The organism is Pseudomonas sp. 43mfcvi1.1 (genome assembly GCF_900115935.1).
GTDB lineage: Bacteria > Pseudomonadota > Gammaproteobacteria > Pseudomonadales > Pseudomonadaceae > Aquipseudomonas > Aquipseudomonas bijieensis.
This window is the reverse complement of record NZ_UETT01000004.1, coordinates 102,880-127,013: the sequence shown is the minus strand read 5'-3', so window position 1 is coordinate 127,013 and position 24,134 is coordinate 102,880. Positions and strand designations below refer to the sequence as shown.

The following is a 24,134-nucleotide window of genomic DNA, read 5'->3' as shown; positions in this document are numbered from 1 at the left end:
GCCCATGGATCGCTTTCAGGAAATGCAGATTTTCATGGCGGTTGCCGAGGAGGAGGGGTTCGCCGCTGCTGCCCGTCGACTGCGCATTTCGCCTCCGAGCGTGACGCGCGCCATTGCGGCGATGGAGGAGCGGATCGGCACCCAGCTGTTGTCTCGCACCACCCGCAATGTGCACCTGACCGAAGCGGGGCAACGCTATCTGGAAGATTGCCGGCGGATCCTCAGTGAACTCGAGGAAGCCGAGGAGGCCGCTGCCGGTAGCTACTCGATCCCCTGCGGGTATTTGACGGTCACCGCTCCGGTGCTGTTTGGCGAGTTGTACATTGCACCCTTGCTGACGGATTACCTGGATCAGTTTCCTTCGGTACACCTCAACGCCTTGTTGGTCGACCGCGTGGTGAATATCGTCGACGAGGGCATCGACGTGGCGATACGCATCGGCCATTTGCAGGAAAACAGCCAGCACGCCATCAAGGTGGGAGAAGTGCGCCAGGTGATTTGTGGCGCCCCGGCTTACTTTCAGCGACATGGACGGCCAACGCATCCTGGCGAGTTGAGCAAGGCCAATATCGTGATGTCTTCGGCCAGTCATCTGCTGAGCCACTGGCAGTTCATGGACGAGACCAACTCGCTGAGCTTGCGCTTCGATCCACGCCTGGTGGTGACTGCGAATCAGGCGGCGATCAATATCGCCTGCCAGGGCTGGGGCGTTACCCGAGTGTTGTCCTATCAGGTGGCCCGACAGGTCGCCGATGGTGAACTGGAAGTGGTGCTCAAGGCGTTCGAGCCGCCGGCGTTGCCGATTCACGTGGTGTATCAGAAGAGCAATCGAGTGCCGGCCAAGGTGCGCACGTTCGTGGACTTTCTCAGCGATCGATTGGGCGGCGACGTGACGCTCAAGCCTGTCGAAAGAGGCCTCGCCTGATGGCGCGTCACCACGAAATGCTGATGTTCCACGCACTGTCGCAATGCCCCAGCCTCGCCTCGGCAGCCCTGCGCCTCAACGTATCCGGACCGACCGTGATGCGCGCCGTCGCTCGGCTGGAGGCGCGACTGGGCGTGCAATTACTGTCGCGAAGCACGCGCGGGGTGGTGCTGACAGAGGCCGGGATCGGCTTCATGGCCGATTGTTCACGTATCCTCAAGGCCATCGACGACGCCGAGGCGTCTGCCAAGGGCTGGCATGTCCAGGCGCAGGGCAACCTGACGGTCCTGCTGCCCCTGCTGTTCAGCCGCTATATCATGGCCCCGATGCTGGCGGGCTATATGGACCAGTACCCTGAGATCAAGGTATTTGCCCACTACCACGATCGTTTTCCGAACATGCATGAGGAAGGGCTGGATGTGGCGGTGCTGGTGGGGCATCTACCCAGTTGTTCATTGATAGCACGACCTGTCGGTAGCGTTCGCTCGCTTGTCTGCGCCAGTCCTGGTTACCTGGCGCTGCACGGTGAACCGGTTGTCCCGCAGGATCTGCACCACCATCGACTGATCGCCACGCAGGCCAACCAGGATTGGGTTCAGTGGCCCTTCCAGCAAGAGGGCGAGGCCAACTCCCTCAAGGCACGCACACGACTCAACTGCGCCACGCTACAGGCGGCTATCGACGCCGCTGCTCATGGTGCCGGGTTGATGCGCTGCTTGAGCTATCCGTTGTACGACTATCTGAGCAGCGGGCGCTTGCGCCGGGTCTTGCAGCCCTATGAGCCGCCCTCGATACCGGTTCATGTGGTCTACCGGGAAAGACGCAAGGCGCCGATGCGCGTGCGCAGTTTCGTGGACTACATCGTCGAGCACCTGCGCGAGCACCCAGCCCTGCGCGCTGATGCTTGTTGAGTGTCAGTGGATCCCACGGCGTAAGCGTCCTGGGGCCTCACCGTAGGTTTCCTTGAATTTCTTGCTGAACGCGGCCTGGGATTGGTAGCCAACCTGTACCGCGATATCACTCAAGCCCAGATGTGAATGGCTGAGCAGGCTGAAGGCCAACTCCATTCGTACTTGCGTCAACAGCACCCACGGCGAGACGCCGGCCACCTTGACGAACGCGCGCATGAAGCTGGCCCGGGACATGCTCGCGATCTCCGCCAGGCCTTGAATGGTCCACTCGTACGCAGGGTCCGCCAGCATCGCTTGCCAGGCTCGGCCCAGACGTTTATCGCCCAGCAGGACCAGTGAGCCGCTGTCCTGCCCGTGGCTGGCCAGGTGCGCACGCAGGATCAGGGTGAACAGGGCCTGGGACAGGGCGTCGAGCAAGAAGCGCGCGCCGGGTTTATTTTCATCCGCTTCCCCGCGAAGGATCTCCACCAATGCCGGCAATGGTCCATTGGCCGGTAATGCGCCGCTGGGAATCACCAGGTACTCGGGCAAGGCGCCGAACAGCAACGAAGCCCGGTTGAAGTGAAAACCACCGCAAAGCATATCCAGCTCCGCGCTGGCACCGCCAATGCGATGAATCGGCAAAGTGCCCCCGGTCACGACCCGGGGCGAGGTCGGCGTCACCGTTTTCCCGGGGCTGTGCATGACGTGTGGGGCGCCGCGCGGCAACAACAGGATGTCACCGGCGCGCATGGGCAAACGCTGCCCGTCGGCAAACTCGACGCGACATTCGCCGGCCAGGACGATGTGATAGGGCGCCGTGCCCAGGGCTTGTTGCCCGTGATCCAGGGCCCAGTCGCCCTGGAATTGACAGCGCAGGTCCAGGCTGCCGCGAACGTTGGCCAGGCTGATGAGTTTATCGATCGCATTCATTTGAGCGTTTCGCCAAAAAAACTGAGCGCATTGAGCAAACCGCAGTGGCGCCGGGGTGAAAAACTGAGGGCGTCAAAACAGTACACCCAACCCACTCAGGAGTTAATGCCATGTTCAATAACTGGTCCGAATTGTTGCCCACCATCCAGAAAGCCTTTGGCGCGCTGGGTCGCAGCAACCCGAAAATGGTCAAGGCCTATATGGCGCTAGGGGAGGCCGCCAGCGAAAACAATGTGCTCGATGCCAAGACCCGCGAGCTGATCTCGATCGCCATCGCCGTGACCACCCGCTGCGACGGCTGTATCGCCGCCCACACGGATGCGGCGATCAAGGCCGGCGCGAGCCGTGAGGAAGTCGCAGCGGCCCTGGCAACGGCGATCTCGTTGAACGCGGGTGCTGCCTACATCTACTCGCTGCGGTCGCTTGAAGCCTATGACACGCTGAAAAAGCCGGCGTGATTTGCACCCGATCCCCAGCCCTGGAGCCTGAACGGTACCAGGGCTTTTTTTGTGCTGTCCGCTGCGATTGTTTCAGGTGGCGCAATTGAGTCATGAGGCTGCCGGGCATTCTCTAAAAATGGTTTGCCAGTGAAACTGATCCTGAAAGTGATTGACCACTCCAGGTCGTCGCAGCGCTCTGCACACAGCAGGAGATTCCCATGAACGACGCTACTTGCACTGACAGCCTTTGGCCGGATACCTCCGTCGCGATGTACCCAGAGCACGAAAGCGGCTTCCTGTTGCCCCAATTGATGGGCGCCTTGGCAAGCGAGTCCGCCGGCCCCGTTTCCAATGGCCTGTGTCGGCGGCGCTCGAACGGCACCGTGTTGACGAAGGCTGGCGCCTTTGTGATGCGGGTGCTGATTCATCGCGCGTCATGGCGGATGTAGATGCATCGTGTACGCCTATACAATGCCTGGAAATGCTCAAGCTCCAGGTGGTGGTTCCGATGTTGCTACGTCACTTGCGGTATCTGCTGGCGGTCGCTGACCACGGCGGCTTCACGCGCGCCGCCGAGGTGCTGCACGTCTCGCAGCCGACCCTGTCGCAACAGATTCGGCAACTGGAAGAAACCCTCGGTGTGAGTCTGTTCGACCGCACGTCTCGCACGGTCCGGCCGACGGATGCGGGCGCGGCCTATATTGAATGTGCCCGTCGGGTGCTGGTGGAACTGGCGGCCGGAAAGCGGGCGCTGCACGACGTCAAGGACCTCTCCCGCGGCACTTTGCGGCTGGCCATGACCCCGACGTTCATGGCTTACCTGGTCGGGCCGCTGGTGCGTGACTACAGCGCGCGATACCCGAATATCCATCTGCAGATCTTCGAACTGTCGATGGTCGACATCGAGGCGGGGCTGGCCAATGACACCTTGGACATCGCCATCGCCTTCGATCAGGCCAGGCATGCCGATATCGAATCGATCCCGGCGTTCAGCGAGACCCTGGGGCTGATGGTGGGGCGCAATCACCCGTTATACGACTGCCAGGTCGCACTGACGGCTGAGCAGGTCGGGCAACTGGAATTTGCTTTGTTGACCCCCGGCTTTGCGACCCGTACGTGCATCGACGAATACTTCGCCCAGGCCCGGATCACGCCAAAAGTGAGCATCGAGGTCAACTCGGTCAACACACTGCTGGAAGTGATCAGGCACTCGACCGTTGCCACCATTCTTCCGGAGCCCATCGCCACCCAGGAGCGCGCACTGCGCAAACTGGCGTTGCTGGACGCGGCCCCTCGGCGTGGGGCCGCGCTGTTGCGGCGCAAGAACAACTATCACAGTGCGGCATCCATGGCCTTCATGGACATCATGCTGCAGTCGCCGTGCGGGCCGGCACGGCACACGCCCGAGGATTTTCAGCCAGGGGCCTGAAGCTGCGATTATCGGTGTCCAGGGCATCGATGGATCCGGTCTCGATGTCATAGACCCAGCCGTGCAGGTTCAGCAGGCCTTTCTCCTGGGCCAGCCGCACGCTCGGGTGCGTCTGGATGTTCGCCAATTGGGCGATGACGTTTTCACGCACCATCGAACTGACTTTCGCCGCGTCATCGACGTGAGGTCGTGACCCGTTGATGACCCTGGCCGACTCAGCGTGTTGCAGCCAACCGCTTACTGCCGGCAGATGATCCATGCAAGCGCATTTGGCGACGGCCGTCATCGCGCCGCAATCGGAATGACCACAGATTACGATGTCCTTCACGCCCAGTACCGCGACGGCATATTCCACCGTGGCTGAAACACCGCCCGGGTGTGGGCTGTAGGACGGCACGATATTGCCGGCATTGCGGATCACGAACAGTTCGCCGGGTTCCTGCTGGGTCAGCAGCTCAGGCACCACGCGGCTGTCGGAGCAGGTGATGAACAAGGTGCCTGGGTGTTGCGTGGTGGCCAGGTGTTTGAACAGATCGGTCCGTTGTGGGAAGACCTCTTCCTGGAATTTCAGGAAACCTTCGATGAGCGCTTTCATGATGTTCGCCTTGTAATGAAATTGGAGATGAATGAAGCGACTGGCTGCGGGGAGCAGCCAGTAGCAAGATCGTTGAGTGGTTTGGCCGCAGCCTACAGGCCAATGACCGGTCAGAACGGACGCAGGGGCAGGAACTTGCCGTCCAGTGTGATCACCGCGCGGGAGCCACCTTCCGGGTCCTCGACTTTCTTGATATCGAGCTTGAAGTTGATCGCGCTGATGATGCCGTCGCCGAACTGCTCATGGACCAACGCCTTGAGGGTGGTGCCGTAGATCTGGATCATTTCGTAGAAGCGATAGATCGTTGGATCGGTTGGCACACCGGCGAGGCTGCCGCGCAGAGGGATGATTTGCAGGCGGGCTATCGAGTCAGCGGTCAGGTCGAGTTTCTCGCCAATCACCTTGGCCGCGTGTTCCGGCAATGGGTGCTGGCCGAGCAGGGCGGCGGTGACGTAGGCAAGGCTCAGGCCGGTGTCGTCGGCCAGGTCCTGCCAGGACAGGTTCTTGCGCGCCTTGGCATCCAGCACTTCGGTGGTCAGGGCCAGGCTGGTGTCGTTGTAGGCGTGAGACTGTTGCATGGCGTAGCTCCTATCGGTTTGGGGCGGGTTGATGTCGCTTGGGTGAAGCCATCATCTGCCGCTTGAGCTATAGCGTCCAAGACCGATATGCAATGCGATGTATTGGTGTTGCCTATGGGTTAATGCCTATGTTGTTGAGGTATAAATCTTGAAATTGTTGGCATGTACTAATCTCTTCGCAGGCACGGTAAAAGCAGTCATTTAACCAACCAGCAGAGATACCTCAAATGACGAGTCATGAAACCGTTGTCGGCAGAGCCAATGAGGCCGATCTGGATGGAATCCTGGCGCTTCAGGCCGCGAATCAAATGGCCCGCGGCGGCTCGCTTTCAGCGAGGTCGCTCCATGCGCACTTGAAAATGGGGATGAAGGAGGTTGCTTCTTTTCCCTTCAATGGCTTCGACTTCGCTGTTTATTCGTACATTGGCTAGAGGGGGAAGCTGCGGATAACCGATCATCTGAGTGGTAGAAAGAGCTCGGTAACGGCTTCGTTCTCAGCAACGTCCGGAAAGAATGTCATGCGCTGGCAATAGAGCGGAAAATCTCCCGGTTCCTCACCACTGGCCGGCAGCCAGTCCCTGTACAGGTACAACGCAGCGGGTTCGAGATTGTCGGCTGCACCCTCGACCCGCAGGACTGCACAGCGACCGGCCGGAATGCAGTCGTCCTTGATCGTTTCCCCGTTCGGCACGATGGGCTGGTCCGTTCCCGCGCATAAATCCAGGCGATAGTCTTCCGGCAGTGTCGTGTGCGGGTCAGAGTGGAATACGTTGAACGTCGGGCTGGCCGGCGGAATCAGACCGACACTGCGCCGCCAGGCAATGAAACGCTGGATCGTCGTACCGATCGTCGAGGGATCGCCTCGGTGTTCCATGATGGCGATGGGCGTCGTGGGTACCCTGCGGATCTGCACGTCGCTGGGCTGATAGGGCGTGGGCATGAAACGGTTCCTCGCAGTGTGCAATGGTGTGAAAGTGGTGTTCCAACGCTGCCAGTCGGGAGACTTGCGGAAACTCGACGGTTGTTGGCCCACGCGTTGTCGAAAGGCACGGGCGAAGGCGTCAGGCGCACCGTAACCGGCGCCCATGGCGATCTGCGTAATCGTTTCATGTTCGCGAAACGCCAGTTTGTAGGAGGCGCGCTTCATGCGAGCGAGTTGCACATAACGATTCAACGGCACACTGAACGTCGCCATGAACTGCCGATGAAAATGGTATTTCGAAAAAGCCGCGACGCCGCTCAACGTATCCAGGTCCAGGCAGTCATCAAGATGCAGGTCAATATAATCGAGCACCCTCTGCATCCGGGCCTGGTAGTGCTTTTGTGTGTCGGTCATGGTTCCTCCCGTCGAGGACACCAGCATGAGGCCGGCAAGCATAATGCGCTCGACTGATCTTGCTATCTTGAGCGGATATTACGTCTTGGCCGACGAATCGATCAGCAGGCTAAGTCGACGCTGAATCATGGCAGCAGACACAAAGCTTGTTGCCGTCGAGATCTCGAAAGTAGGCGCCGTAGTAGTCGGGGTGGTAGCGGGGTCTCAATCCAGGTTCTCCCTCACAAGTCCCGCCCAGTGCCAGAGCTGTTGCATAGCTGTTCCTGACGGCTTCCCGACTGGGCGCAAGCAGGGCCACCATCTGTCCGTTGCCGGGTTCGTTTGCCTTGCCGTCGAACGGTTTTCCAATCACGAAGATCGGGCGAGGTGAGCTCTCGGTAACCCAGCCAGCCCAGCCTTTGCTGGCATCGCGAAATTTCAACGTAAGGCCCAGCCCGGCCATGACCTTTGAATAGAACGCGAAGGCGCGATCAAAATCGGCGATACCTAGAAAAACATGAGAGATCATGATTGTGACCGTTTTGCCTGTGAGCGCGAAGGGGATATGAAACTCCAGCGTACGCTGCCACAGGAATCATCGCGCTGCCAAGGCCCGGCTGTTACGACGTTCTCTCAGCCCTTTTGCGCCGGGTCTGCCGGGCTTCGGTATCGACGACCAGCCAGATGCCGATGGCGGATATCGCCATGCCCGACGCCATCTGCCATGAAAGCGGTTCGTTGAACATGGCCCAGGCCCAGAGCATCGTAACGGGCGGGCTGAGGTACAGGACGCTGGCAACTCGGGTGGCCGTCGCGCGGCGCAGGCACAGCCAATAGAGTCCATAGCCACCCATCGTCGATAGACCCGCGGTCCACACTACGCTCAGTGCAAAGCCTGTGCTGGGCAGCGGCGCCAGGCTGCCATGGGCGCCCTCGACCAGGGCGAAGGCAAGGCCTGACACGCAACATTGCAACCACAGGTTGGGCAGCAGGCCCAGTGATTGTTCGGCGGTCAGATCCTTCTGCCACAGGGTCGCGACGGCGAGCGAGAGCATGCCAAGCAGCGGCAGCCCATAGGCCCACAACGGCGCGTTGCCCCACGCCAGCGCGCCCTGGGTCACCAGCATGGCACCGAGCAGACCGATGAGCAGGCCGACCCAGACCTGCCAGGCCAGTCGCTGTCTGAGCACGCCCGCAGCCAGTAGCGCCAGGCCCAGAGGCAATAGGTCGGCGACCAGTGCGGCCAGGCCCGCCGGTACACCCAGGGCAATGCCTTGGGTGATACCGGCCAGGTAGCCCGCCATCGCCAGCAAGCCGATGCCGGCATTTTTCAACAGCACCACACCTGAGGTTCGGCGTAGCTCCCTGGCGACGAAGGGGAACAGGACAAGTGTGACCACCACGCAACGCCAGAACACCACCAGCAGTGCTGGCGCGTAATCGATGGAAAAGCGCGCGCCGATGAAACCGGAGCTCCATGACAGAAGCAATGCGGCCTCGAGTAACGGCAATGGAATCAGCCAATACCAGGCGGGCCTGGGCAGGGACGTGCATGTCATCGATTTATTCGGGTTCATGACCACAGGCTACGAAACCCGGCTAATCTAATAAATCAAAATGTAATGCATCAGTCATTCACGAAGATTGAATCATGACGGCCATACTCGATATCGACTTGATACGGACTTTTCATGCGGTGGCGCGGATCGGGAAATTCAGTGCGGCGGCAGAACAACTGCACAAAAGCCCGGCGGCGGTCAGCGTGCATATCCAGCGCTTGGAAGCGGTCGCTGGCGGGCGGTTGCTCAATCGGGACAATCAGTCGGTATCCCTCACCGCGTTGGGCAAGCGTTTGCTCGTGGCGACCACGGAACTGCTGAGCACCCATGACCGGGTGCTGGCCGACCTGCACGGAACCCGTTTGGCCGGACGCATCACTTTGGGGGTGCCGGATGAATACGCAGACCATGTCATCCGCGACATCCTCCCGACGTTCGCCGCCGCGTGGCCTAACGTGGTGCTGGAGCTCAAGACCGCGCCAAGCTACGCGCTACGTGACCTGGTGCAGCGCGGCAAGCTCCAGGCAGCGGTCGTCGCGCAGCCGAAGGGGCCGTTGAGCGCAGAGGCGCAAGTGCTGGTTTCCACCACGCCGGTCTGGGTCGGTCCGGTCCACACGACGGTGGCCTCGATGGAGCCGCTGCCGCTGGCCGTGCATGCGGCGCAATGCCCTTATCGGCAAGCGATGATGGAGGCCCTGAGGCAAAGCGGCCGCAGGATCCGAGTCGTCCTGGAAAGCCCCTCCACCCAGGCCGTCAAGGCGTGCGTGGAGGCCGGGCTGGCGATCAGCCTGATAGACCGTGCGCGGGTGACGGATGCCATGCGGATCCTCGAAGACCTGCCGGTTATCGCGGAGCATGAGGTGGTGTTCATGCGCTCCCTGGCGTCACACGAGGATGAAGCCGTGAGCCTGCTATCTCGTGCGATGCAACAGTATTTTCGACTGTAGACCGGTGTGGGGGGCTGCACAGCAGCCCTCCACAATGAACGGATCAAGCCGACAACGGCGGCGTCCGAGGCGGGACCAGGCGTTTGGAGCCCGTCGCTTCAAACGCCGAAGCCAGTTGCAACAGCCTCGAATCATCATAGGCACGGCCAGCAAACGTCAGCCCGACGGGCATGCCGATGTCCGCCATGACGCCCATCGGCACGGTGACCGTGGGCACGCCCAGGTGGCGAATGGCGAGGTTGCCGTTGGCGACCCAGATCCCGTTGCTCCAGGCGATATCGGCAGACGTCGGGTTGACGTCCGCATCCGCCGGCCCGACATCGGCCACGGTTGGGAAGATCACCGCGTCCAGGCCCAGCCGCTGCATCCACTCTTCCAGATCGATTCGACGCGTCTCTTCAAGCCCGCGCAAGCCGTCGGGCAGGGTAGGGATCTGGTCCCAGGGCGTAATGCCCCGTTGGGCCATCTTTACGTATTCATCCATGCCGGCGGCCAGATCGTCTTCCCGGTTGGGCAGGGTGCCCGGGTCGTGGGGGAAGATTTTCGGGCCGTCGACGTCGGCCAGGCGATTCAACTTCGGATCACCGTTGGCCCGCAGGAAGTCATCGAATGCCCAGGCCGACAGGTCCCACAATTCGTGGTGCAGGAACTCCTTGGAAACCAGGCCGCGAGTGAATACCGTCGGTGCGCCGGGACGATCGCCCTCGCAGTTGGATACCAGGGGGAAATCCACCTCGACCACTTCGGCACCGCAGGCCTCAAGGGCCTTGCGCGCTTGCTCCCAGAGGTCGATCACCGAAGGCCGGGTGACGATCCGCTGCCCCGTCGGGCCGCCAATGCCGGGAGTTGGGGCCGTGCCCGCTTCAGGATCGGCGTTGATGTACATCCGAGGCACGCCGAACCGAACGCCTGACAGCGCGGCTGGGCTGCTGGCAAGGCTCGGATACGAGACAGGACGAACCGAGGCGACGCTCGGAATCGGCACCCAGGGTTGCAGGCGCCACAGGTCGCCACGGGTGTCCGGGTCATCGGCTACCACCACGTCCAGCACTTCGAGCAGGTCGGCCATGGTCCTGGCGAAGGGCACGACGACGTCCATCGTCGGCGTCAGCGGCCAGTTGCCACGCACCGAGATCACGCCGCGCGACGGCGTATACGCACACAAGCCATTGTTCGACGCCGGACCGCGTCCGCTCGACCAGGTTTCTTCAGCAAGGCCGAACGCCGCGAAACTGGCGGCGGTTGCCGTACCCGCACCATTGGAGGAACCCGAGGCAAAGGGCGCGGTGAGGTAGTTACCGTTGTATGGGCTCTCGGCACGGCCATAGACCCCGCGCTGCATGCCGCCGTTCGCCATGGGCGGCATGTTGGTCTTGCCCAGGCAGATGGCCCCGGCGGCGCGCAGCCGCTCGATGGTGAACGCATCGCGATAGGCAACCAGGTCCTTGAACGCCGGGCTGCCGGACGCCGCAGTGAGCCCCTTGACCAGGTAACTGTCCTTGGCCGTATAGGGAATGCCGTCAAGCGGACCCAGGGTCTGGCCGTTGGCCCGACGGGCATCGCTGGCCTGGGCCTCCTTCAATGCGTCGGGGTTGCGAACTACCACCGCGTTGAGGGCCGTGGGCGTGTCGGGGCCGTCGTAGGCATCGATCCTGGCGAGGTAGGCCTGGACAAGCGCCACCGCCGTCGTCTGGCCCGACTCCAGCGCAGCGCGCAATTGGGCAATGGAGGCTTCGGTGATTTCGATCATGTTGTTAGCGCCGCGGCAGAGGGATGGCGGGGTGTTCGGGTCCATTGAAGTTGCTCCTGACACTTCAGGTCATCTCAAAGTGGATATTTATCGGTCTTTGCCACTGTACTACGGAATAACAATAAGGGGCAGCTCAGATTTGGCAGGGCTGTTTCTTCAACGAGCGCAAATTTGTCACCTTCAGACTTCGTTAAGAAACGGCCCCGATACTTTCTCCCAATAGCCCGAGGGAGAACCTTGACCCATGCCCGATTTCGACTGGAACATCCACTTGCCGCTGGCCTTTGGCGACGCCGGCCCACCAGTGCGCCACTTGCACCGGGCCCTGCCGGGACAACCTCGGCGAGCTGAGTTCGAAGCGTTCATCCAGCAGCGTTTTCGCCAGGTCCATGGCGCCGATATTCGTCACTTCATGCCGGAGCTGTTCGGCCTCGACGATGTCCACGGCACGCTCTGCGCAGCGGCTGGGGTGCGCCGGGCCGCACAGGGGCCGCTGTTCCTCGAACGTTACCTGGACAGTTCCATCGAGCCTTTGATCAGCGCCGCCGCCGAGCGTCCGGTGGACCGTGCCGGCATCGTCGAGGTGGGCAACCTGGCTGCCAACGACACGGGAAGCGCCCGACTGAGCATCATTGCGATCACTTATCTGTTGGCCATGGGCGGCCTGGAGTGGGTCGCGTTCACCGGCAACATCGGCCTGGTCAACAGCTTCCATCGCCTGGGGCTCAAGCCTGTAACCCTGTGCCCGGCCGACCCGCAGCGTCTCGGCGAGGATCGCCACCTCTGGGGCCGCTACTACGAGAGCCAGCCATGGGTTCATGTCGGGAATATCCGCGCCGGTTTCATTCATCTGCGCAATACCGGCCTGTTCAATCGCCTCGGATTGCCGACGGACCTTGGAGAAACCAGCCATGTCGCCTGAGATGGAACGATTCAAGCGCACCCTGCGCGGTCACGCTGAACGCAGGGGCCATGTCGTGGCGCTGTGGGGCGACGGCTCGCAGCTCGACTACGCAACGCTTTATTCCGAAGTGGTGTACCGCCAGCAACGTCTGCGCGATGAACACATCAGCGTTGTCGCCCTGGCCCTGGACAACGGTATCGAACTGATGCTCTGGGACCTTGCCGCACTGTTCGAAGGGCTGACCTGCGTCATCCTGCCCGGTTTTTTCAGCCAGGCTCAACGTCGGCACTGCCTGGAACAGAGTCAGGCCGAGCGGGTGATTGCCGAGCCTGCGTTCGAAGCGGAGCTGCAAGCCGCCGGATACCAGCACGGCGGTGAATTCTGGCGGCGGCACTTCGACGGGACAAGCCGCCTGCCGGCGGGCACCGCCAAGCTGACGTTCACCTCCGGTACCACCGGCACCCCGAAAGGCGTTTGCCTGAGCGCCGACAGCCTGTTGCGGGTAGCCCGTGAACTGGAGCAGGCCAGCCAACTGGTCGAGGCCCGGCATCACCTGGCATTGCTGCCCCTGGCGATTCTGCTGGAGAACCTTGGCTGCTACGCGGCGTTGTATGCCGGAGCCAGGCTGAGCCTGCCCAGCCAGAAGACCCTCGGCATCCAGGGTGTCAGCGGGGTCGACCCCACGCGCCTGCTGGGGTGCCTGGCCGAGCGTCGGGCGCACAGCCTGATCCTGGTTCCGCAACTGCTGTTGATGCTGGTCACGGCCGCCGAACAGAAGATGTTCAACCCGCACATCGTGCGATTCGCCGCCGTTGGCGGGGCACGGGTGTCCCACGATCTGTTGCAACGGGCCCAGCGGGTTGGCCTGCCGGTGTTTGAAGGCTATGGGCTGTCGGAGTGCGCCTCGGTGGTCTGTCTCAATCGGCCCCAGGCTCATCGCGCTGGCAGTGTCGGCCAGCCTCTGCCCCATGTGGAGGTCCGCCTGGCCGATGACGGCGAAGTCATGATCAAGGGCTCGACCCTGCTGGGTTACCTGGGTGAGCCCCTGCACACCAGCGAGTGGTGGCCCAGCGGTGACCTGGGTGAATTCGACGAAGACGGTTTTCTTTACCTGCGCGGTCGCAAGAAGCACCAGTTCGTGACCAGTTTCGGTCGCAACGTGAACCCCGAATGGGTTGAAGCCGAACTCACCCAGGGCGGTGACATCGCCCAGGCCTTCGTTTATGGCGAAGCCTTGCCCCATAACCATGCGCTGCTCTGGCCCGTCCGCGCCGATTGCACTGATCAAACCCTGGAACTGGCCGTGGCCAAGGCCAACGACACGTTGCCCGATTACGCCCGGGTCCATCGCTGGACGCGCCTGGATCAACCCTTCAGCGCTGCCAACGGCATGCTCACCGCCAATGGCCGGCCACGCCGGGATGCCATTGTCGAGCATTACCGGGCGCAGCTCACTTCATCTGTCTTGTCCGAGGAGTCCCCGTCATGAGTTTTTTTGACACGTTGCAAGAAGTCACCCAGCAAGAGCGCCAGACCCTGTTCAATCTGCCGATCATCCGTGATGCCCTCGACGGCCAGGTCAGCCTGGCCAGTTACCGGGGATTCCTGATCCAGGCGTATTACCACGTGCGCCATACGGTGCCGTTGATGATGGCCTGCGGTGCGCGCCTGCCAACGCGCCTGGAATGGCTGCGCAAGGCCGTGTGCGAATACATTGACGAAGAGTACGGCCACGAGCAGTGGGTGCTGGATGACATCGCCGTGTGCGGTGGCGATAAGGATGCGGTGCGCAACGGCCAGCCATCGTTGCCCATCGAGCTGATGGTCAGTTACCTCTATGACTTGATTGCCCGGGGCAACCCGGTGGGCCTGTTCGGCATGGTCAATGTGCTCGAGGGCACCAGTATCGCCCTGGCGACCCATGCCGCCGACAGTATCCGCCAGCGCCTGGAACTGCCGCCCACGGCGTTCAGCTACCTCAGCTCCCATGGTTCGCTGGACATCGAGCATATGCAGACCTATCGCGGCTTGATGAACCGATTGGACGATCCGGCGGACCAGGCTGCGGTGATCCACGCCTCCAAGGTGGTGTACCGGTTGTACACCGACATGTTCCGGGGTTTGCCTCGTGACGGGGAGCATGAACATGCGCCTGTGTGATGCGCGTGTCGTGCTGACGGGTGCCAGCGGCGGAATCGGCCAGGCCATCGCCGCCGCCTTGTGCGCCAGTGGTGCGCGGGTGCTGGCCGTGGCCAGGCATCGTGAAGCCTTGCAGCCCTTGCTGGAGCGCTACCCGCAGCATTTGTTCTGGGTCGGTGCCGACCTGACCTTCCTGGCCGACCGACGCAAGGTACTGATCGCCGCCGAGGCCCAGGGTGGCATCAACCTGCTGATCAATGCCGCTGGCGTGAACCACTTCGCGATGCTCGAACAACTCGACGACAGTGAAATCAACGCCATGCTGGCGTTGAACATCAGCGCGCCGATCTGCCTGACCAAACTGTTCTTGCCGCTGCTCAAGCAGGCCGACAGCGCGATGGTGGTCAACGTCGGTTCGACCTATGGATCAATCGGCTACCCGGGCTATGCCAGCTACTGCGCGAGCAAGTTTGCCTTGCGCGGTTTTTCCGAAGCCTTGCGCCGGGAACTGGCCGACACCCGTGTCGGGGTGCTCTACGTGGCGCCCCGGGCCACCCGTACCGCGATGAACAGCCCGGCGGCCGATGCGCTCAACCAGGCGCTCAAGGCCAACGTCGACGACCCGCAAACCGTGGCGACCGCAGTGGTCCACGCCATCGTCGGTGACCGTCTCGAGCTCTACCTGGGTTGGCCCGAACGCTTTTTCGTCGGCCTCAACAGCCTGCTGCCCAACCTGGTGGACCGAGGCCTGCGCAAGCAGTTGCCGCTGGTCCGCCGCCTCAGTCACAAACCCGAAAACGAGCACCTCAAGCCATGAAGCAAATCCTCGCTTGCCTATTGATCGGCACTTTGAGCCAAAGCGTCTGGGCGTTGGAGGCTGCCGACCAGCAACGCCTGGGCGACATCCAGCAGAACTGGGCACACATTCAATACGAGTTGCCCGAGGGCCAACGGGCCGAGGCGTTCGAAAAACTCGCGACCCAGGCCACGGCGTTCAAGCAGGAGCGCCAGTCGCTGGCCGAAGCCTGGATCTGGTCTGGCATCGTCAACAGCAGTTGGGCCGGGGCCAAGGGCGGGCTCGGTGCGCTGGGCAAGGTCAAGGAAGCCAAGGGCGACCTGGAAAAAGCCCTGGCCCTGGACGCCAAGGCCCTGCAAGGGTCGGCTTACACCAGTCTTGGCGCACTCTACGACCGGGTGCCGGGCTGGCCCCTGGGTTTCGGCGATTCGGACAAGGCCGAGCAGTTGCTCAAGCAGGCCTTGCAACTCAACCCGAACGGCATTGACAGCCTGTACTTTTGGGGGGATCACCTCTACCGTCAAAAGCGTTACAGCGAAGCCAGGGCGGCGTTGCAAAAAGCCTTGCAGGCAGCGCCGCGGCCGGGTCGGGAAACGGCTGATGCCGGGCGCCGCAAGGAGATCGACGCTTTGCTGGTGGATGTGAACAAGCAACTGAACTGACAGGAGCGGGTGTGCGTTTATTACTGATCGAAGATGACGTGGCCTTGGGCGAAGGCATCCACCAGGCCCTGAGTCGTGAAGGCTATACCGTCGACTGGTTGCAGGACGGCAGCAGCGCCTTGCATTCGCTGCTCAGTGAAACCTTCGACCTGGCGGTACTTGACCTGGGCCTGCCACGGATGGACGGCCTGCAAGTGTTGCGGCGCTTGCGTGACAGTGGCTCCAACCTGCCGGTGCTGATCCTTACCGCCCGGGATGCCACCGAGGATCGTATTGCCGGGTTGGACGCCGGGGCCGACGATTATCTGGTCAAGCCCTTCGATCTGGCGGAACTCAAGGCCCGGCTAAGGGCCTTGTTGCGCCGTAGCGCCGGCCGCGCCCAGGCGTTGATCGAACATGCCGGCATCAGCCTGAACCCCGGCACCCAGCAAGTCAGTTACCAGGGCAAACCGGTGGCCCTGACGCCCAAGGAGTATCAGTTGCTCCATGAACTGCTCTCGCCGCCGGGCCGCGTCATGACCCGCGATCATCTGATGCAGCTGCTCTACGGCTGGAACGAGGAGGCCGAGAGCAACACACTGGAAGTGCACATCCATCACCTGCGCAAGAAGTTCTCCACCGACCTGATCCGCACCATTCGCGGTGTCGGTTACCTGGTGGAGGAGCATCGATGAGTTCGATCCGGCGTCGCACCCTCACGTTGATTCTCGGCCTGCTGTTCCTTGGCCTGTTGATCATCACCGTATTCAACCTGCATGACAGCAACCACGAAATCGCCGAGGTCTACGATGCCCAGTTGGCGCAGAATGCCCGGTTGTTGCAGGGCGTGATGCGCATGCCGATGGCGAGCAAGGAGCATGCCGAGCTGTATCAGGCATTCAATTCGGCGTTGGGGCAGGCGGTGCCGAAAGTCGACGGCCATCCCTATGAAAGCAAGATCGCCTTTCAAGTCTGGAATTCACAAGGTTCGGTGCTGGTGCATACGTCCAGTGCGCCGTCTTTTACCTCGCCGCCGAGTGCGCCCGGTTTCAGTGAGATCGTGGACCAGAAGAACCGTAAATGGCGGGCATTCGTCCTGGACGATGCGCAATATGGCTTGAAGATCTGGGTGGGTGAGCGCGACGACGTGCGTGCCGACCTGGTCGACCGGATTGTCCGTCACACCGTCGTGCCCAACCTGATCGGCAGCGTGCTGCTGGCCGCGGTGATCTGGCTGGCCATCGGTTGGGGGCTCAAGCCCCTGGTCGATATGGCGGCCAAGTTGCGCGCCAGGCATCCGGGCTCACTTGAACCCCTGCAAATGATGCCGCTTCCTACCGAGCTTGAGCCCATGCAGGCGGCACTCAACCGTGTATTGGCGCAGATCCAGGAGGTGATGGGCCGTGAACGGCGTTTCATCGCCGACGCCGCCCACGAGATGCGCACGCCCTTGGCGGTGCTGCGGGTGCATGCGCAGAACCTGATGGAGGCGGGGAGCGAGCAAAGCCGGCGCGAGTCCCTGGAACACCTGATCGCCGGGGTCGATCGCACCACGCGCCTGGTCAATCAACTGCTCACCATGGCGCGGCTTGAACCGCAGGCGGGCGTTCCGACGCCTGCGGTCATCGACCTGCCGGCCACGGTTCGTGCGAGCCTGGTTCAACTGACTCCCTGGTTGCTGAGCAAGGGACTCGAGCCGGTGCTGGATGTCAGCGAGAATATCGGCCCGGTTCGCATCGACCCGGTGGCCATCGACATTGCCTTGAACAACCTGGTGACCAACGCGGCCAATTTTTCTCCGGCCAACGGCACGATCACCGTACGGCTGGCCAGGAAGGGCGACCACTACGAGCTGTCAGTCGAAGACCAGGGGCCGGGTATCGACGAGGCCGAGCGTGAGCGGCTCTTCGAGCGGTTCTACAGCCGTGGCAACGATCAGGGGGCCGGGTTGGGGCTGACGATCGTACGCACTATCGCCGAGCGCCTGGGTGGTCAGATCCGGCTGGAGAATCGGGCCGAAGGCGGGTTGTGCGCGACCTTGGAGATTTGTCGCTTTTAGCACCTATCAACGATTTTGCCTCAGTGGCCCCGTCGGTTTTCCAATACCGTGAACAGCATCATGCCGGCCAGCATGGCCAAGGCGAATACGATGGCTTGCCAGTGACCGGTCAGCAGCATGGCCACGGCGGGGCCTGGGCAGATGCCGGCGATGCCCCAGCCGATGCCGAACAGCAGGCCGCCGCCGATCAGGCGTCGGTCCAGTTCACGCTTGGCCGGTAATTGCATGGGACTTCCCAGCAACGAGTGGCTGCGCTGGCGTGCCCAGGTCAGCGGGACAATGGCGGTGCCAATCGCGCCGATCATCACCAGGGCCAGGGAAGGGTCCCAGGCACCGGCCAAGTCCAGGAACGCCAATACCTTTCTCGGGTTGGTCATGCCCGCCAGGAGCAGGCCGAAACCGAACAGCAGGCCGGCCATGAACGCCGTGAGTTTGAGCATGTTCAGCCCCCCAGCAAGTGACGCAGGACAAACACTGTGACGAAGCCGCTGAACATGAAGCAGGCGGTGGCTACCATGGAGCGCGGCGAAAGCCGCGATAGGCCGCACACGCCATGACCACTCGTGCAGCCTGAACCGTAGCGGGTGCCGACGCCGACCAACAGGCCCGCGAGGATGAGACCCAACACGCCGCTCTGGAATTCGATCGGTGGAAGGCTGGCAAACACCCCCCATAAAAGTGGCGCGACCAGCAGGCCAAGGAGAAACAGCGCTTTCTCACTGATGCCCTCGCCACCCCGTTGCAGGAGGCTGCCAATCAAGCCGCTGACGCCCGCGATGCGCCCATTGGCGACGACGAACAGACTGGCCGCCAGGCCGATCAGCATGCCGCCTGCAAGGGCGGACCATGGCGTGAAGTTGAGCCAGTCGATGTTCATGGCGCTTCTCAGGCAAAAAGTGATTGAGGCCGAGCGATTCGGGCATGTACCGGGAGGATAGCCGACAATGCATTTGAGCACTGGGGGCTACAGGCTTGTTCCCGATGCGGGTGCGGCAGGCAAGGGCTCGGACAAGCGCAGTCGAATCCTTGCGCAGGCAACGCGTGCCAAGCCTCGGCGAACGTGGTGCCCGAGCGTCTCATCGAGCAAGGAGTCCCATGCCCGTGGGTCAGTCATTGCCGATCACGCCCTCAGCCGACCTGCTGCGGTGCGACCACCCACACGCTGCAGGGCTCTTGTACAGCAGGCCTTCCACGGTGCTGCCGATCAGCTTGTCCAAGCTGCCGTAGCGCACGCGCCCCATGACAATGACATCAATGTCATGGGACGCGGCGTAGCTGGCCAACACCTTGGCCGGGTCTCCCATGATCATGCGCCGTTGGTCCGGGGCGATGCCGTTGCGTTCGGCCAGTGCATCGAAGGCCGCGCCCTGGGATTCGTAGAGCTGGCGGGCCAGGGTCGAGGAGAAGAACAGCGAGCCGTTGCCATAACCGTATTCGGCGGCGGTAATGGACGAGAGGTCATAGGCGTAGATGACTTCCAGCGTCGCGTCGCAACTGGTGGCCAGCTTGTTGGCTTCGCTCAGGATCCGGTCATTGAGGCCTTCGTAGCGCCCGTCCTGATGAAACGGATCGATGGCCGCCAGGATCTTGCGCGGACGAGCGTGGACGACCTTGTTGACGAAGTGCAGGGGAACTTCGCATTCGCGCAGCAGATGCACGTCCAGCGGTGTGAACATCAATCGGGAAAACCAGGACTCAGGATCCACCGACTTGATCAGCGCATCCATGGGCGCTTCCTTGAGGTGGACCAGGATCTCCTGCAAGGGGCGCTCGACCCACGTTACTTCTGTCGTGACCTCGATACCGAGTTTGCGCAGCGGCCTGGCCTGTTCCTCCAGCCAGTGCCGATGGCGCTCAATGTAGCCCAGGCGCATCTGCTCCAGTGCTTGCTCGTTGACCAGGCCGGCCGTGGCCAGGCCTTCGAGGTAGTCAAACGCGACAATATGCAGCGCGGCGCCTTCGGCCTTGGCCAGCGCGGCCGCCCGGTCGAACGCCGGGCTGTGTTCCATCAGTGGCGAGACGACCAGCATCAAGCGTGATTGCGTAGACATGACAAACCTCCCGGGCAAGGACCTGTTGGCACCGGGCGAGTGTTCGCGCGGCGTGGTGTCTGTCATTGATCATGAGCGCCACGGCGCCTGGTAACTTGATTTGCATCAAACACACTTCAAAGCGTTGCATCGAAGGCCGCGGCGGCGAGTCAATCGCGCTATGTTTGAGTATGAACAGCCGCCTCAGGTCATGAGCGCAACCGGCTCTGGCCCCTGGATCAGTGGTGGGCGAAGTTCCGCCGGGTATGTGATCCCCGGCCAGGTGCTGGCAACGCTGGCGATGTGGGCGGGGCTGTTGCTCCCCTGTTTGTCAGCCTGAATGATGGCCGTTTGATGAAGATCAAGTCCTGTCCCTGGCAGGCGTCCATTCTGGAACCCTCAATCCTTTAAGTGGCTGTCGCCACGTGCCGAGGTGTTCCATGTCCCAGACTCAACGTTTGTTGCTATTGGCCCCTGACGCCATGATCCGTACGCCGGCGTTCGACCGCGCCACCGAGTTGGCCCTGGCGCTGGACCTGCCCCTGCACATTGTGGCGATCGACTACCTGGAGCTGCTCTCGGTGGCCGGCCTTTTCGCCCCGGAGCAGGTCAGGCAAGCACGTGAGGGCTATCTGGAAACCCATCGCCATTGGCTCTGGCAACAGGCCGAACTGGCGCGCCGGCACGGCGTCGAGGTGACCTGTGAGGTAGTTTGGAGCAAGGATGCCTTTCAAGCCTTGCAGCAATACGTCAAGGAGATGCCGATGGCCTTGATCATCAAGGATGCGCAGCCGGAACCGGCGATGAAACGGGTTTTCTTCACGCCCCTGGACTGGCGTTTGCTGCGTGACTGTCCCGTGCCGGTGCATCTGGTCACGGACTCCCGTCACCCCCGGCCTCGGCGGGTCCTGGCGATTGTCGACGTGCTGCGCAGCGAAGAGCAGGACCTGGTGTTCAACGACCGGATCGTCGACGCCGCCGTCAAACTGGCTGAACAATGCAACGCCCAGGTCGAGTTGCTGCACGCCTTCGATTGGACGGCCGTCTACGCCGCAGATATGGGCATTGGTGCGCTCCCTCTCGCCACCGGGCTCTACGAAACATTGGGCCAGGCGCAGCATGAGGTGTTCGAATCCCTGGCCGAGCGGCATGGCGTCTCGCCACAGCAGCGCCACTTCATCGAAGGGGCGCCGCTGAACAGCATTTGCACGTTCGCCGCCGATCACCAGGTTGATGTCATCGTCATGGGTACCACGGCGCATCGTGGCTTGGACAGGCGCCTGGGCACCACCGCCGAACTCCTGCTGCAACGGGCGCCTTGCAGCGTATTGGCGATCAAGCCGCAAGCATGATGGGATCAACACTGGCGCGAGGCCGTACCAAGGCCTCGCGCCAGCGTACCGGTTAGCTAGTGGCCTGTGTGGCTAATTCGTGCACTCAACTTCGGCGCCAGTGCTTGCCAAGCTGCGTTACCATTCCTCGCCGTAGCGGGCTACGACTCGTCATGGCGCCTTGCCTGGCAATCACTGGCACTCGAAGTTGAGTACTCGAATTAACCGTACAGGCCACTAGATGTAGAGGCGGTGAATGACCTGGCGGGGGGCGTCGGGATCGCTGTGGGTTTCAAAACCCAGGCTGTGGGCCAGGTTCCGCATCGGGGCATTACTGGCGGCGTCGACGGAGTACATCTGGCGCAAGCCGTTTTTACGCGCGGCGTCGATCAGATGTTCCATCAACAACGTCCCCAGCCCCAGATGCTGCCAGGGGTCGGCGACCGTCACCGCGCACTCGCATTCGTGTTCCTGGGTCACGCAATAGCGGCTGACCCCGATCTCGATCAACTCGCCGTTGTCATGGACCAGGGCGATGTAGGCCATGCGCGTCTTGCAGTCGACTTCCATCAACTGATCGAGCAGTGCCGCGCCTGGTTCGTTGATCTGGGCCAGGAAGCGCATGTGCCGGGACTCCGGCGACAGGCGCATGATGAAGTCGTACTCGCGCTGGCGGTCCTGTTCCCGAAGCGGTCTGATCAGCACATGCCGGCCGTCCTTGAGTGCCTGGATCCAGTGCTTGCCGCTGATGCTGGCATACAGGGCAGCGGCGCGTTCGTTGTGGTCTTTGACAGTGAGCATGGTGCGATCCTCCCTCGGATGTGCACGTGCGGTGCGGTAAAAAGCTAGGTAATCGGTACTGTTCTACGCCCGCCACGGTGAACGATTCTGATCTGGATCAGTGCCTGGGTATCCGTCCGTCGATTGGCCCGCGCTTGATTCCGATCAAACCGCTTGAGCGCTTACGCTCGACTTCACCGCCCGTCAGGCCAATGGGCAGGCACAGTTCAAGTGCGCTGCAATTGCAAGCGCAGCAGGCACGCTCCTCCAAGACTCTTGAGATAAAGGGTGGGCAGGGGAACCTGAGGATGTGTTCGCAACGAAACGACAGGCACCATCGCCTGGGGAGGCTTTCCAATGACTCAGAGTCCCTCATTGCAAACGGTCTTGAAGAACCGATGCGCCGCAGGACAAGGGCTGGTGGAACATTTGCTCAAATACGCTCAGAGGCCTGAGGTGATCATCCTGGCCTTGCCTCGCGGTGGAGTTCCGGTGGCTTACGAGGTGGCCACTGCCCTGCGGGTCGATCTGGACCTGATGCTGGTACGCAAGCTGGGCGTGCCGTCCAGGCCTGAATTTGCCATGGGCGCCATTGCCGGCGGCGGCATACAAATCCTGAATGACGATGCGCTTCGTGCTCATTCGATCGATCAAGCCAGTTTTGACGCCGTTGTCGCGCGGGAGACCCAGGAGCTGTCGCGGCGTGAGCAGGCGTATCGGGGCACTCGTCCATCTATGCAGCTCAAGGACCGAGTGGTGATCCTGATCGACGATGGCCTGGCGACCGGGGCTTCGATGATGGCGGCGATCCACGCGGTGCGAATGCAAGCCCCTTCGCGCATCGTCGTTGCCGTGCCGGTTGGTCCGCTTGAAACGGTGGAGGCGCTGCGCAGCGAAGTGAATGAGGTGATTTGCCCGCTTATGCCTGACTGGATGGGTTCAATTGGCTATTGGTATGAGGACTTTTCGCAGACCTCGGATGAAGTCGTTGTCGATTTGTTGGCGCGAGCCTGGCAGCGAGAGGCCCATGACCGCCATTCCAGCCGCTCGCCAGTTCCATAAAGGAGGCCCCTCGAAGAAGTTGCAGTGCCGCCGCTGGGCGCTTGATCGGTAAGAGCGGGGCAAAGTCTTCAGGGGGCAGGGTCTGCCTTTCCAGTAGCCCCATGTTCATTCAGTGAGGATGGCTACACTTCTGTGCAGCGGCAAAGACATGCCATTACCACCACGGAAGACTGATCACGATGAAAGGCTCTGCGTTCCAATCACTCGGTTGCGCCGAGTGCCGTAACCATGAGGCGCTGGGATTTGATTTCACCATGGCCTTCCAGCCGATCTTCAATGTCCGAACGCGCGCGGCGTTTGCCTATGAGGCGTTGGTCAGGGGCGTCAATGGCGAGTCGGCAGGCTACATTCTGGGGTTGGTGAACGACGGCAACCGCTACCGATTCGATCAGGCATGTCGCGTGAAGGCCATCGAAGAAGCGGCAAGATTGGGCATTCTGGACATCCCCGATTGCTTGCTGAGCATTAACTTTCTGCCCAACGCGGTGTACCGGCCCGAGACCTGTATCCGGGCCACCCTGGAAGCTGCGCGCCTGACAAATTTCCCGCCGGACAGGCTCATGTTCGAAGTCACCGAAGGCGAAAGGGTGGACGACCCGGATCATCTCAAAGCCATTTTCGCGGAGTATGAGCGTCAAGGCTTCACGACTGCCATTGACGATTTCGGTTCTGGCTATTCGGGCCTTAACTTGCTGGCCATGTTCCAGCCCCAGGTGCTGAAGATTGATATGGCGTTGACCCGCACTATCGATCAAGACCCCGTCAAGCAAGCGATCGTTGAAGGCATCATCCTGGTCGCCAGGCGCCTGGGGATTCTGGTTATCGCCGAAGGTGTCGAGACCCGTGCGGAAAGCTCGACGCTATCAGGCATGGGGGTTGAACTGATGCAGGGGTATCTGTTCGCACGGCCTGAGGTCGGACGGCTTTCGGCTGGCAGCTTTGATTAGTTTTTTTTTGCGATTCCAAGGATATCAATTGTCAGAAAGCACCATTGGAAGGCAACAGGACGCCGCCGCACTACAGCAGTTCTT

27 protein-coding genes and 1 pseudogene are annotated in these 24,134 nt (G+C 61.7%); 17 read left to right on the top strand and 11 right to left on the bottom strand.

The annotated features are described in order from the left end of the window. The first annotated feature begins 4 nt into the window (after positions 1-4). Together DTP52_RS09340 and DTP52_RS09335 are read left to right on the top strand one after the other, a co-directional pair. Entirely contained in the window at positions 5-925 is a 921-nt protein-coding gene (locus DTP52_RS09340; RefSeq protein WP_109753086.1) for a LysR family transcriptional regulator, read from the top strand. Further along, positions 925-1,836: a LysR family transcriptional regulator gene (locus DTP52_RS09335; RefSeq protein ID WP_109753085.1), complete on the top strand. Its 912-nt coding sequence runs from the start codon at positions 925-927 to the stop codon at positions 1,834-1,836. Before DTP52_RS09340 ends, DTP52_RS09335 begins: the two co-directional genes overlap by 1 nt. A 3-nt stretch (positions 1,837-1,839) precedes the next feature. On the opposite strand, the gene DTP52_RS09330 is transcribed toward DTP52_RS09335, so the two are convergent. Continuing rightward, complete coding sequence (locus DTP52_RS09330) at positions 1,840-2,748, bottom strand: AraC family transcriptional regulator (RefSeq protein WP_109753084.1); 909 nt, start codon at positions 2,746-2,748, stop codon at positions 1,840-1,842. A gap of 110 nt (positions 2,749-2,858) precedes the next feature. Between DTP52_RS09330 and DTP52_RS09325 the strand changes: the two genes are divergently transcribed. The 3 genes from DTP52_RS09325 (at position 2,859) to cynR (ending at position 4,617) form a co-directional block, all read left to right on the top strand. Further along, a complete protein-coding gene (locus tag DTP52_RS09325) occupies positions 2,859-3,206 on the top strand; it encodes a carboxymuconolactone decarboxylase family protein (protein ID WP_060741839.1) in 348 nt (115 codons plus the stop codon). 200 nt (positions 3,207-3,406) lie between these two features. Continuing rightward, positions 3,407-3,637, top strand: a complete 231-nt coding sequence (locus tag DTP52_RS09320; RefSeq protein WP_109753083.1) for a hypothetical protein — start codon at positions 3,407-3,409, stop codon at positions 3,635-3,637. Between the two features lie 59 nt (positions 3,638-3,696). Continuing rightward, a complete protein-coding gene (gene cynR, locus DTP52_RS09315; protein WP_109753379.1) occupies positions 3,697-4,617 on the top strand; it encodes a transcriptional regulator CynR in 921 nt (306 codons plus the stop codon). Here the strand turns inward: cynR and DTP52_RS09310 are convergent. Both DTP52_RS09310 and cynS read right to left on the bottom strand, forming a co-directional pair. After that, positions 4,553-5,212, bottom strand: coding sequence for a carbonic anhydrase (locus DTP52_RS09310; protein WP_109753082.1), 660 nt, complete (start codon positions 5,210-5,212; stop codon positions 4,553-4,555). The genes cynR and DTP52_RS09310 overlap by 65 nt on opposite strands. Positions 5,213-5,322: 110 nt before the next feature. Further along, positions 5,323-5,790: a cyanase gene (cynS, locus tag DTP52_RS09305; RefSeq protein ID WP_109753081.1), complete on the bottom strand. Its 468-nt coding sequence runs from the start codon at positions 5,788-5,790 to the stop codon at positions 5,323-5,325. Positions 5,791-6,017: 227 nt separating this feature from the next. Here cynS and DTP52_RS09300 point away from each other — a divergent pair, with 227 nt between their 5' ends. After that, a complete protein-coding gene (locus tag DTP52_RS09300; protein WP_109753080.1) occupies positions 6,018-6,221 on the top strand; it encodes a hypothetical protein in 204 nt (67 codons plus the stop codon). Between the two features lie 23 nt (positions 6,222-6,244). On the opposite strand, the gene DTP52_RS09295 is transcribed toward DTP52_RS09300, so the two are convergent. The 3 genes from DTP52_RS09295 to DTP52_RS09285 all read right to left on the bottom strand — a co-directional run bounded on the left by DTP52_RS09295 (position 6,245) and on the right by DTP52_RS09285 (position 8,682). Beyond that, complete coding sequence (locus tag DTP52_RS09295; protein ID WP_109753079.1) at positions 6,245-7,126, bottom strand: GyrI-like domain-containing protein; 882 nt, start codon at positions 7,124-7,126, stop codon at positions 6,245-6,247. Between the two features lie 109 nt (positions 7,127-7,235). Beyond that, a complete protein-coding gene (locus DTP52_RS09290) occupies positions 7,236-7,634 on the bottom strand; it encodes a VOC family protein (RefSeq protein ID WP_109753078.1) in 399 nt (132 codons plus the stop codon). 91 nt (positions 7,635-7,725) lie between these two features. After that, positions 7,726-8,682 (bottom strand): DMT family transporter, encoded by a 957-nt coding sequence (locus DTP52_RS09285; RefSeq protein WP_109753077.1) that lies wholly within the window; start codon positions 8,680-8,682, stop codon positions 7,726-7,728. Positions 8,683-8,756: 74 nt separating this feature from the next. On the opposite strand from DTP52_RS09285, the gene DTP52_RS09280 reads away from it, so the two are divergent. Then, on the top strand, positions 8,757-9,611 hold the full coding sequence (locus tag DTP52_RS09280; protein ID WP_109753076.1) for a LysR family transcriptional regulator: 855 nt from the start codon (positions 8,757-8,759) through the stop codon (positions 9,609-9,611). Between the two features lie 43 nt (positions 9,612-9,654). Here the strand turns inward: DTP52_RS09280 and DTP52_RS09275 are convergent, their stop codons facing one another. Further along, the gene (locus DTP52_RS09275) at positions 9,655-11,361 is read right to left on the bottom strand and encodes an amidase (RefSeq protein WP_109753378.1); all 1,707 of its coding nucleotides are present in this window, start codon (positions 11,359-11,361) and stop codon (positions 9,655-9,657) included. Positions 11,362-11,605: 244 nt separating this feature from the next. Between DTP52_RS09275 and DTP52_RS09270 the strand changes: the two genes are divergently transcribed. Genes DTP52_RS09270 through DTP52_RS09240 form a run of 7 tightly spaced genes read left to right on the top strand, consistent with a single transcriptional unit; the run spans position 11,606 to position 17,900 of the window. Then, the gene (locus tag DTP52_RS09270) at positions 11,606-12,283 is read left to right on the top strand and encodes a thermostable hemolysin (protein WP_109753075.1); all 678 of its coding nucleotides are present in this window, start codon (positions 11,606-11,608) and stop codon (positions 12,281-12,283) included. After that, positions 12,273-13,754, top strand: coding sequence for an AMP-binding protein (locus DTP52_RS09265; RefSeq protein ID WP_109753074.1), 1,482 nt, complete (start codon positions 12,273-12,275; stop codon positions 13,752-13,754). The genes DTP52_RS09270 and DTP52_RS09265 overlap by 11 nt, the downstream gene beginning before the upstream one ends. Next, positions 13,751-14,425 carry a TenA family transcriptional regulator gene (locus DTP52_RS09260; RefSeq protein WP_109753073.1) on the top strand — a complete coding sequence of 225 codons (675 nt, stop codon included), beginning with the start codon at positions 13,751-13,753 and terminating at the stop codon, positions 14,423-14,425. The genes DTP52_RS09265 and DTP52_RS09260 overlap by 4 nt, the downstream gene beginning before the upstream one ends. Further along, positions 14,412-15,221, top strand: coding sequence for an SDR family oxidoreductase (locus DTP52_RS09255; RefSeq protein ID WP_109753072.1), 810 nt, complete (start codon positions 14,412-14,414; stop codon positions 15,219-15,221). Before DTP52_RS09260 ends, DTP52_RS09255 begins: the two co-directional genes overlap by 14 nt. Continuing rightward, positions 15,218-15,862, top strand: coding sequence for a tetratricopeptide repeat protein (locus DTP52_RS09250; protein WP_109753071.1), 645 nt, complete (start codon positions 15,218-15,220; stop codon positions 15,860-15,862). Before DTP52_RS09255 ends, DTP52_RS09250 begins: the two co-directional genes overlap by 4 nt. Positions 15,863-15,873: 11 nt before the next feature. Beyond that, positions 15,874-16,536 (top strand): response regulator, encoded by a 663-nt coding sequence (locus DTP52_RS09245; protein ID WP_109753070.1) that lies wholly within the window; start codon positions 15,874-15,876, stop codon positions 16,534-16,536. After that, a complete protein-coding gene (locus tag DTP52_RS09240) occupies positions 16,533-17,900 on the top strand; it encodes an ATP-binding protein (protein WP_109753069.1) in 1,368 nt (455 codons plus the stop codon). The genes DTP52_RS09245 and DTP52_RS09240 overlap by 4 nt, the downstream gene beginning before the upstream one ends. Before the next feature lie 20 nt (positions 17,901-17,920). On the opposite strand, the gene DTP52_RS09235 is transcribed toward DTP52_RS09240, so the two are convergent. The 3 genes and pseudogenes from DTP52_RS09235 to DTP52_RS09225 all read right to left on the bottom strand — a co-directional run bounded on the left by DTP52_RS09235 (position 17,921) and on the right by DTP52_RS09225 (position 19,951). After that, positions 17,921-18,340, bottom strand: a complete 420-nt coding sequence (locus DTP52_RS09235) for a DUF6691 family protein (protein ID WP_109753068.1) — start codon at positions 18,338-18,340, stop codon at positions 17,921-17,923. Positions 18,341-18,342: 2 nt separating this feature from the next. Then, complete coding sequence (locus DTP52_RS09230) at positions 18,343-18,777, bottom strand: YeeE/YedE family protein (RefSeq protein ID WP_109753067.1); 435 nt, start codon at positions 18,775-18,777, stop codon at positions 18,343-18,345. A 251-nt stretch (positions 18,778-19,028) separates the two neighbouring features. Next, positions 19,029-19,951 (bottom strand): annotated as a pseudogene (locus tag DTP52_RS09225) (universal stress protein). A gap of 419 nt (positions 19,952-20,370) precedes the next feature. On the opposite strand from DTP52_RS09225, the gene DTP52_RS09220 reads away from it, so the two are divergent. Continuing rightward, complete coding sequence (locus DTP52_RS09220; protein WP_109753066.1) at positions 20,371-21,282, top strand: universal stress protein; 912 nt, start codon at positions 20,371-20,373, stop codon at positions 21,280-21,282. A 216-nt stretch (positions 21,283-21,498) separates the two neighbouring features. On the opposite strand, the gene DTP52_RS09215 is transcribed toward DTP52_RS09220, so the two are convergent. Continuing rightward, positions 21,499-22,062 carry a GNAT family N-acetyltransferase gene (locus DTP52_RS09215; protein ID WP_109753065.1) on the bottom strand — a complete coding sequence of 188 codons (564 nt, stop codon included), beginning with the start codon at positions 22,060-22,062 and terminating at the stop codon, positions 21,499-21,501. 336 nt (positions 22,063-22,398) lie between these two features. Here DTP52_RS09215 and DTP52_RS09210 point away from each other — a divergent pair, with 336 nt between their 5' ends. After that, entirely contained in the window at positions 22,399-23,103 is a 705-nt protein-coding gene (locus DTP52_RS09210; RefSeq protein ID WP_109753064.1) for a phosphoribosyltransferase, read from the top strand. Positions 23,104-23,282: 179 nt separating this feature from the next. Then, a complete protein-coding gene (locus tag DTP52_RS09205) occupies positions 23,283-24,050 on the top strand; it encodes an EAL domain-containing protein (protein ID WP_109753063.1) in 768 nt (255 codons plus the stop codon). Positions 24,051-24,134 lie beyond the last annotated feature (84 nt).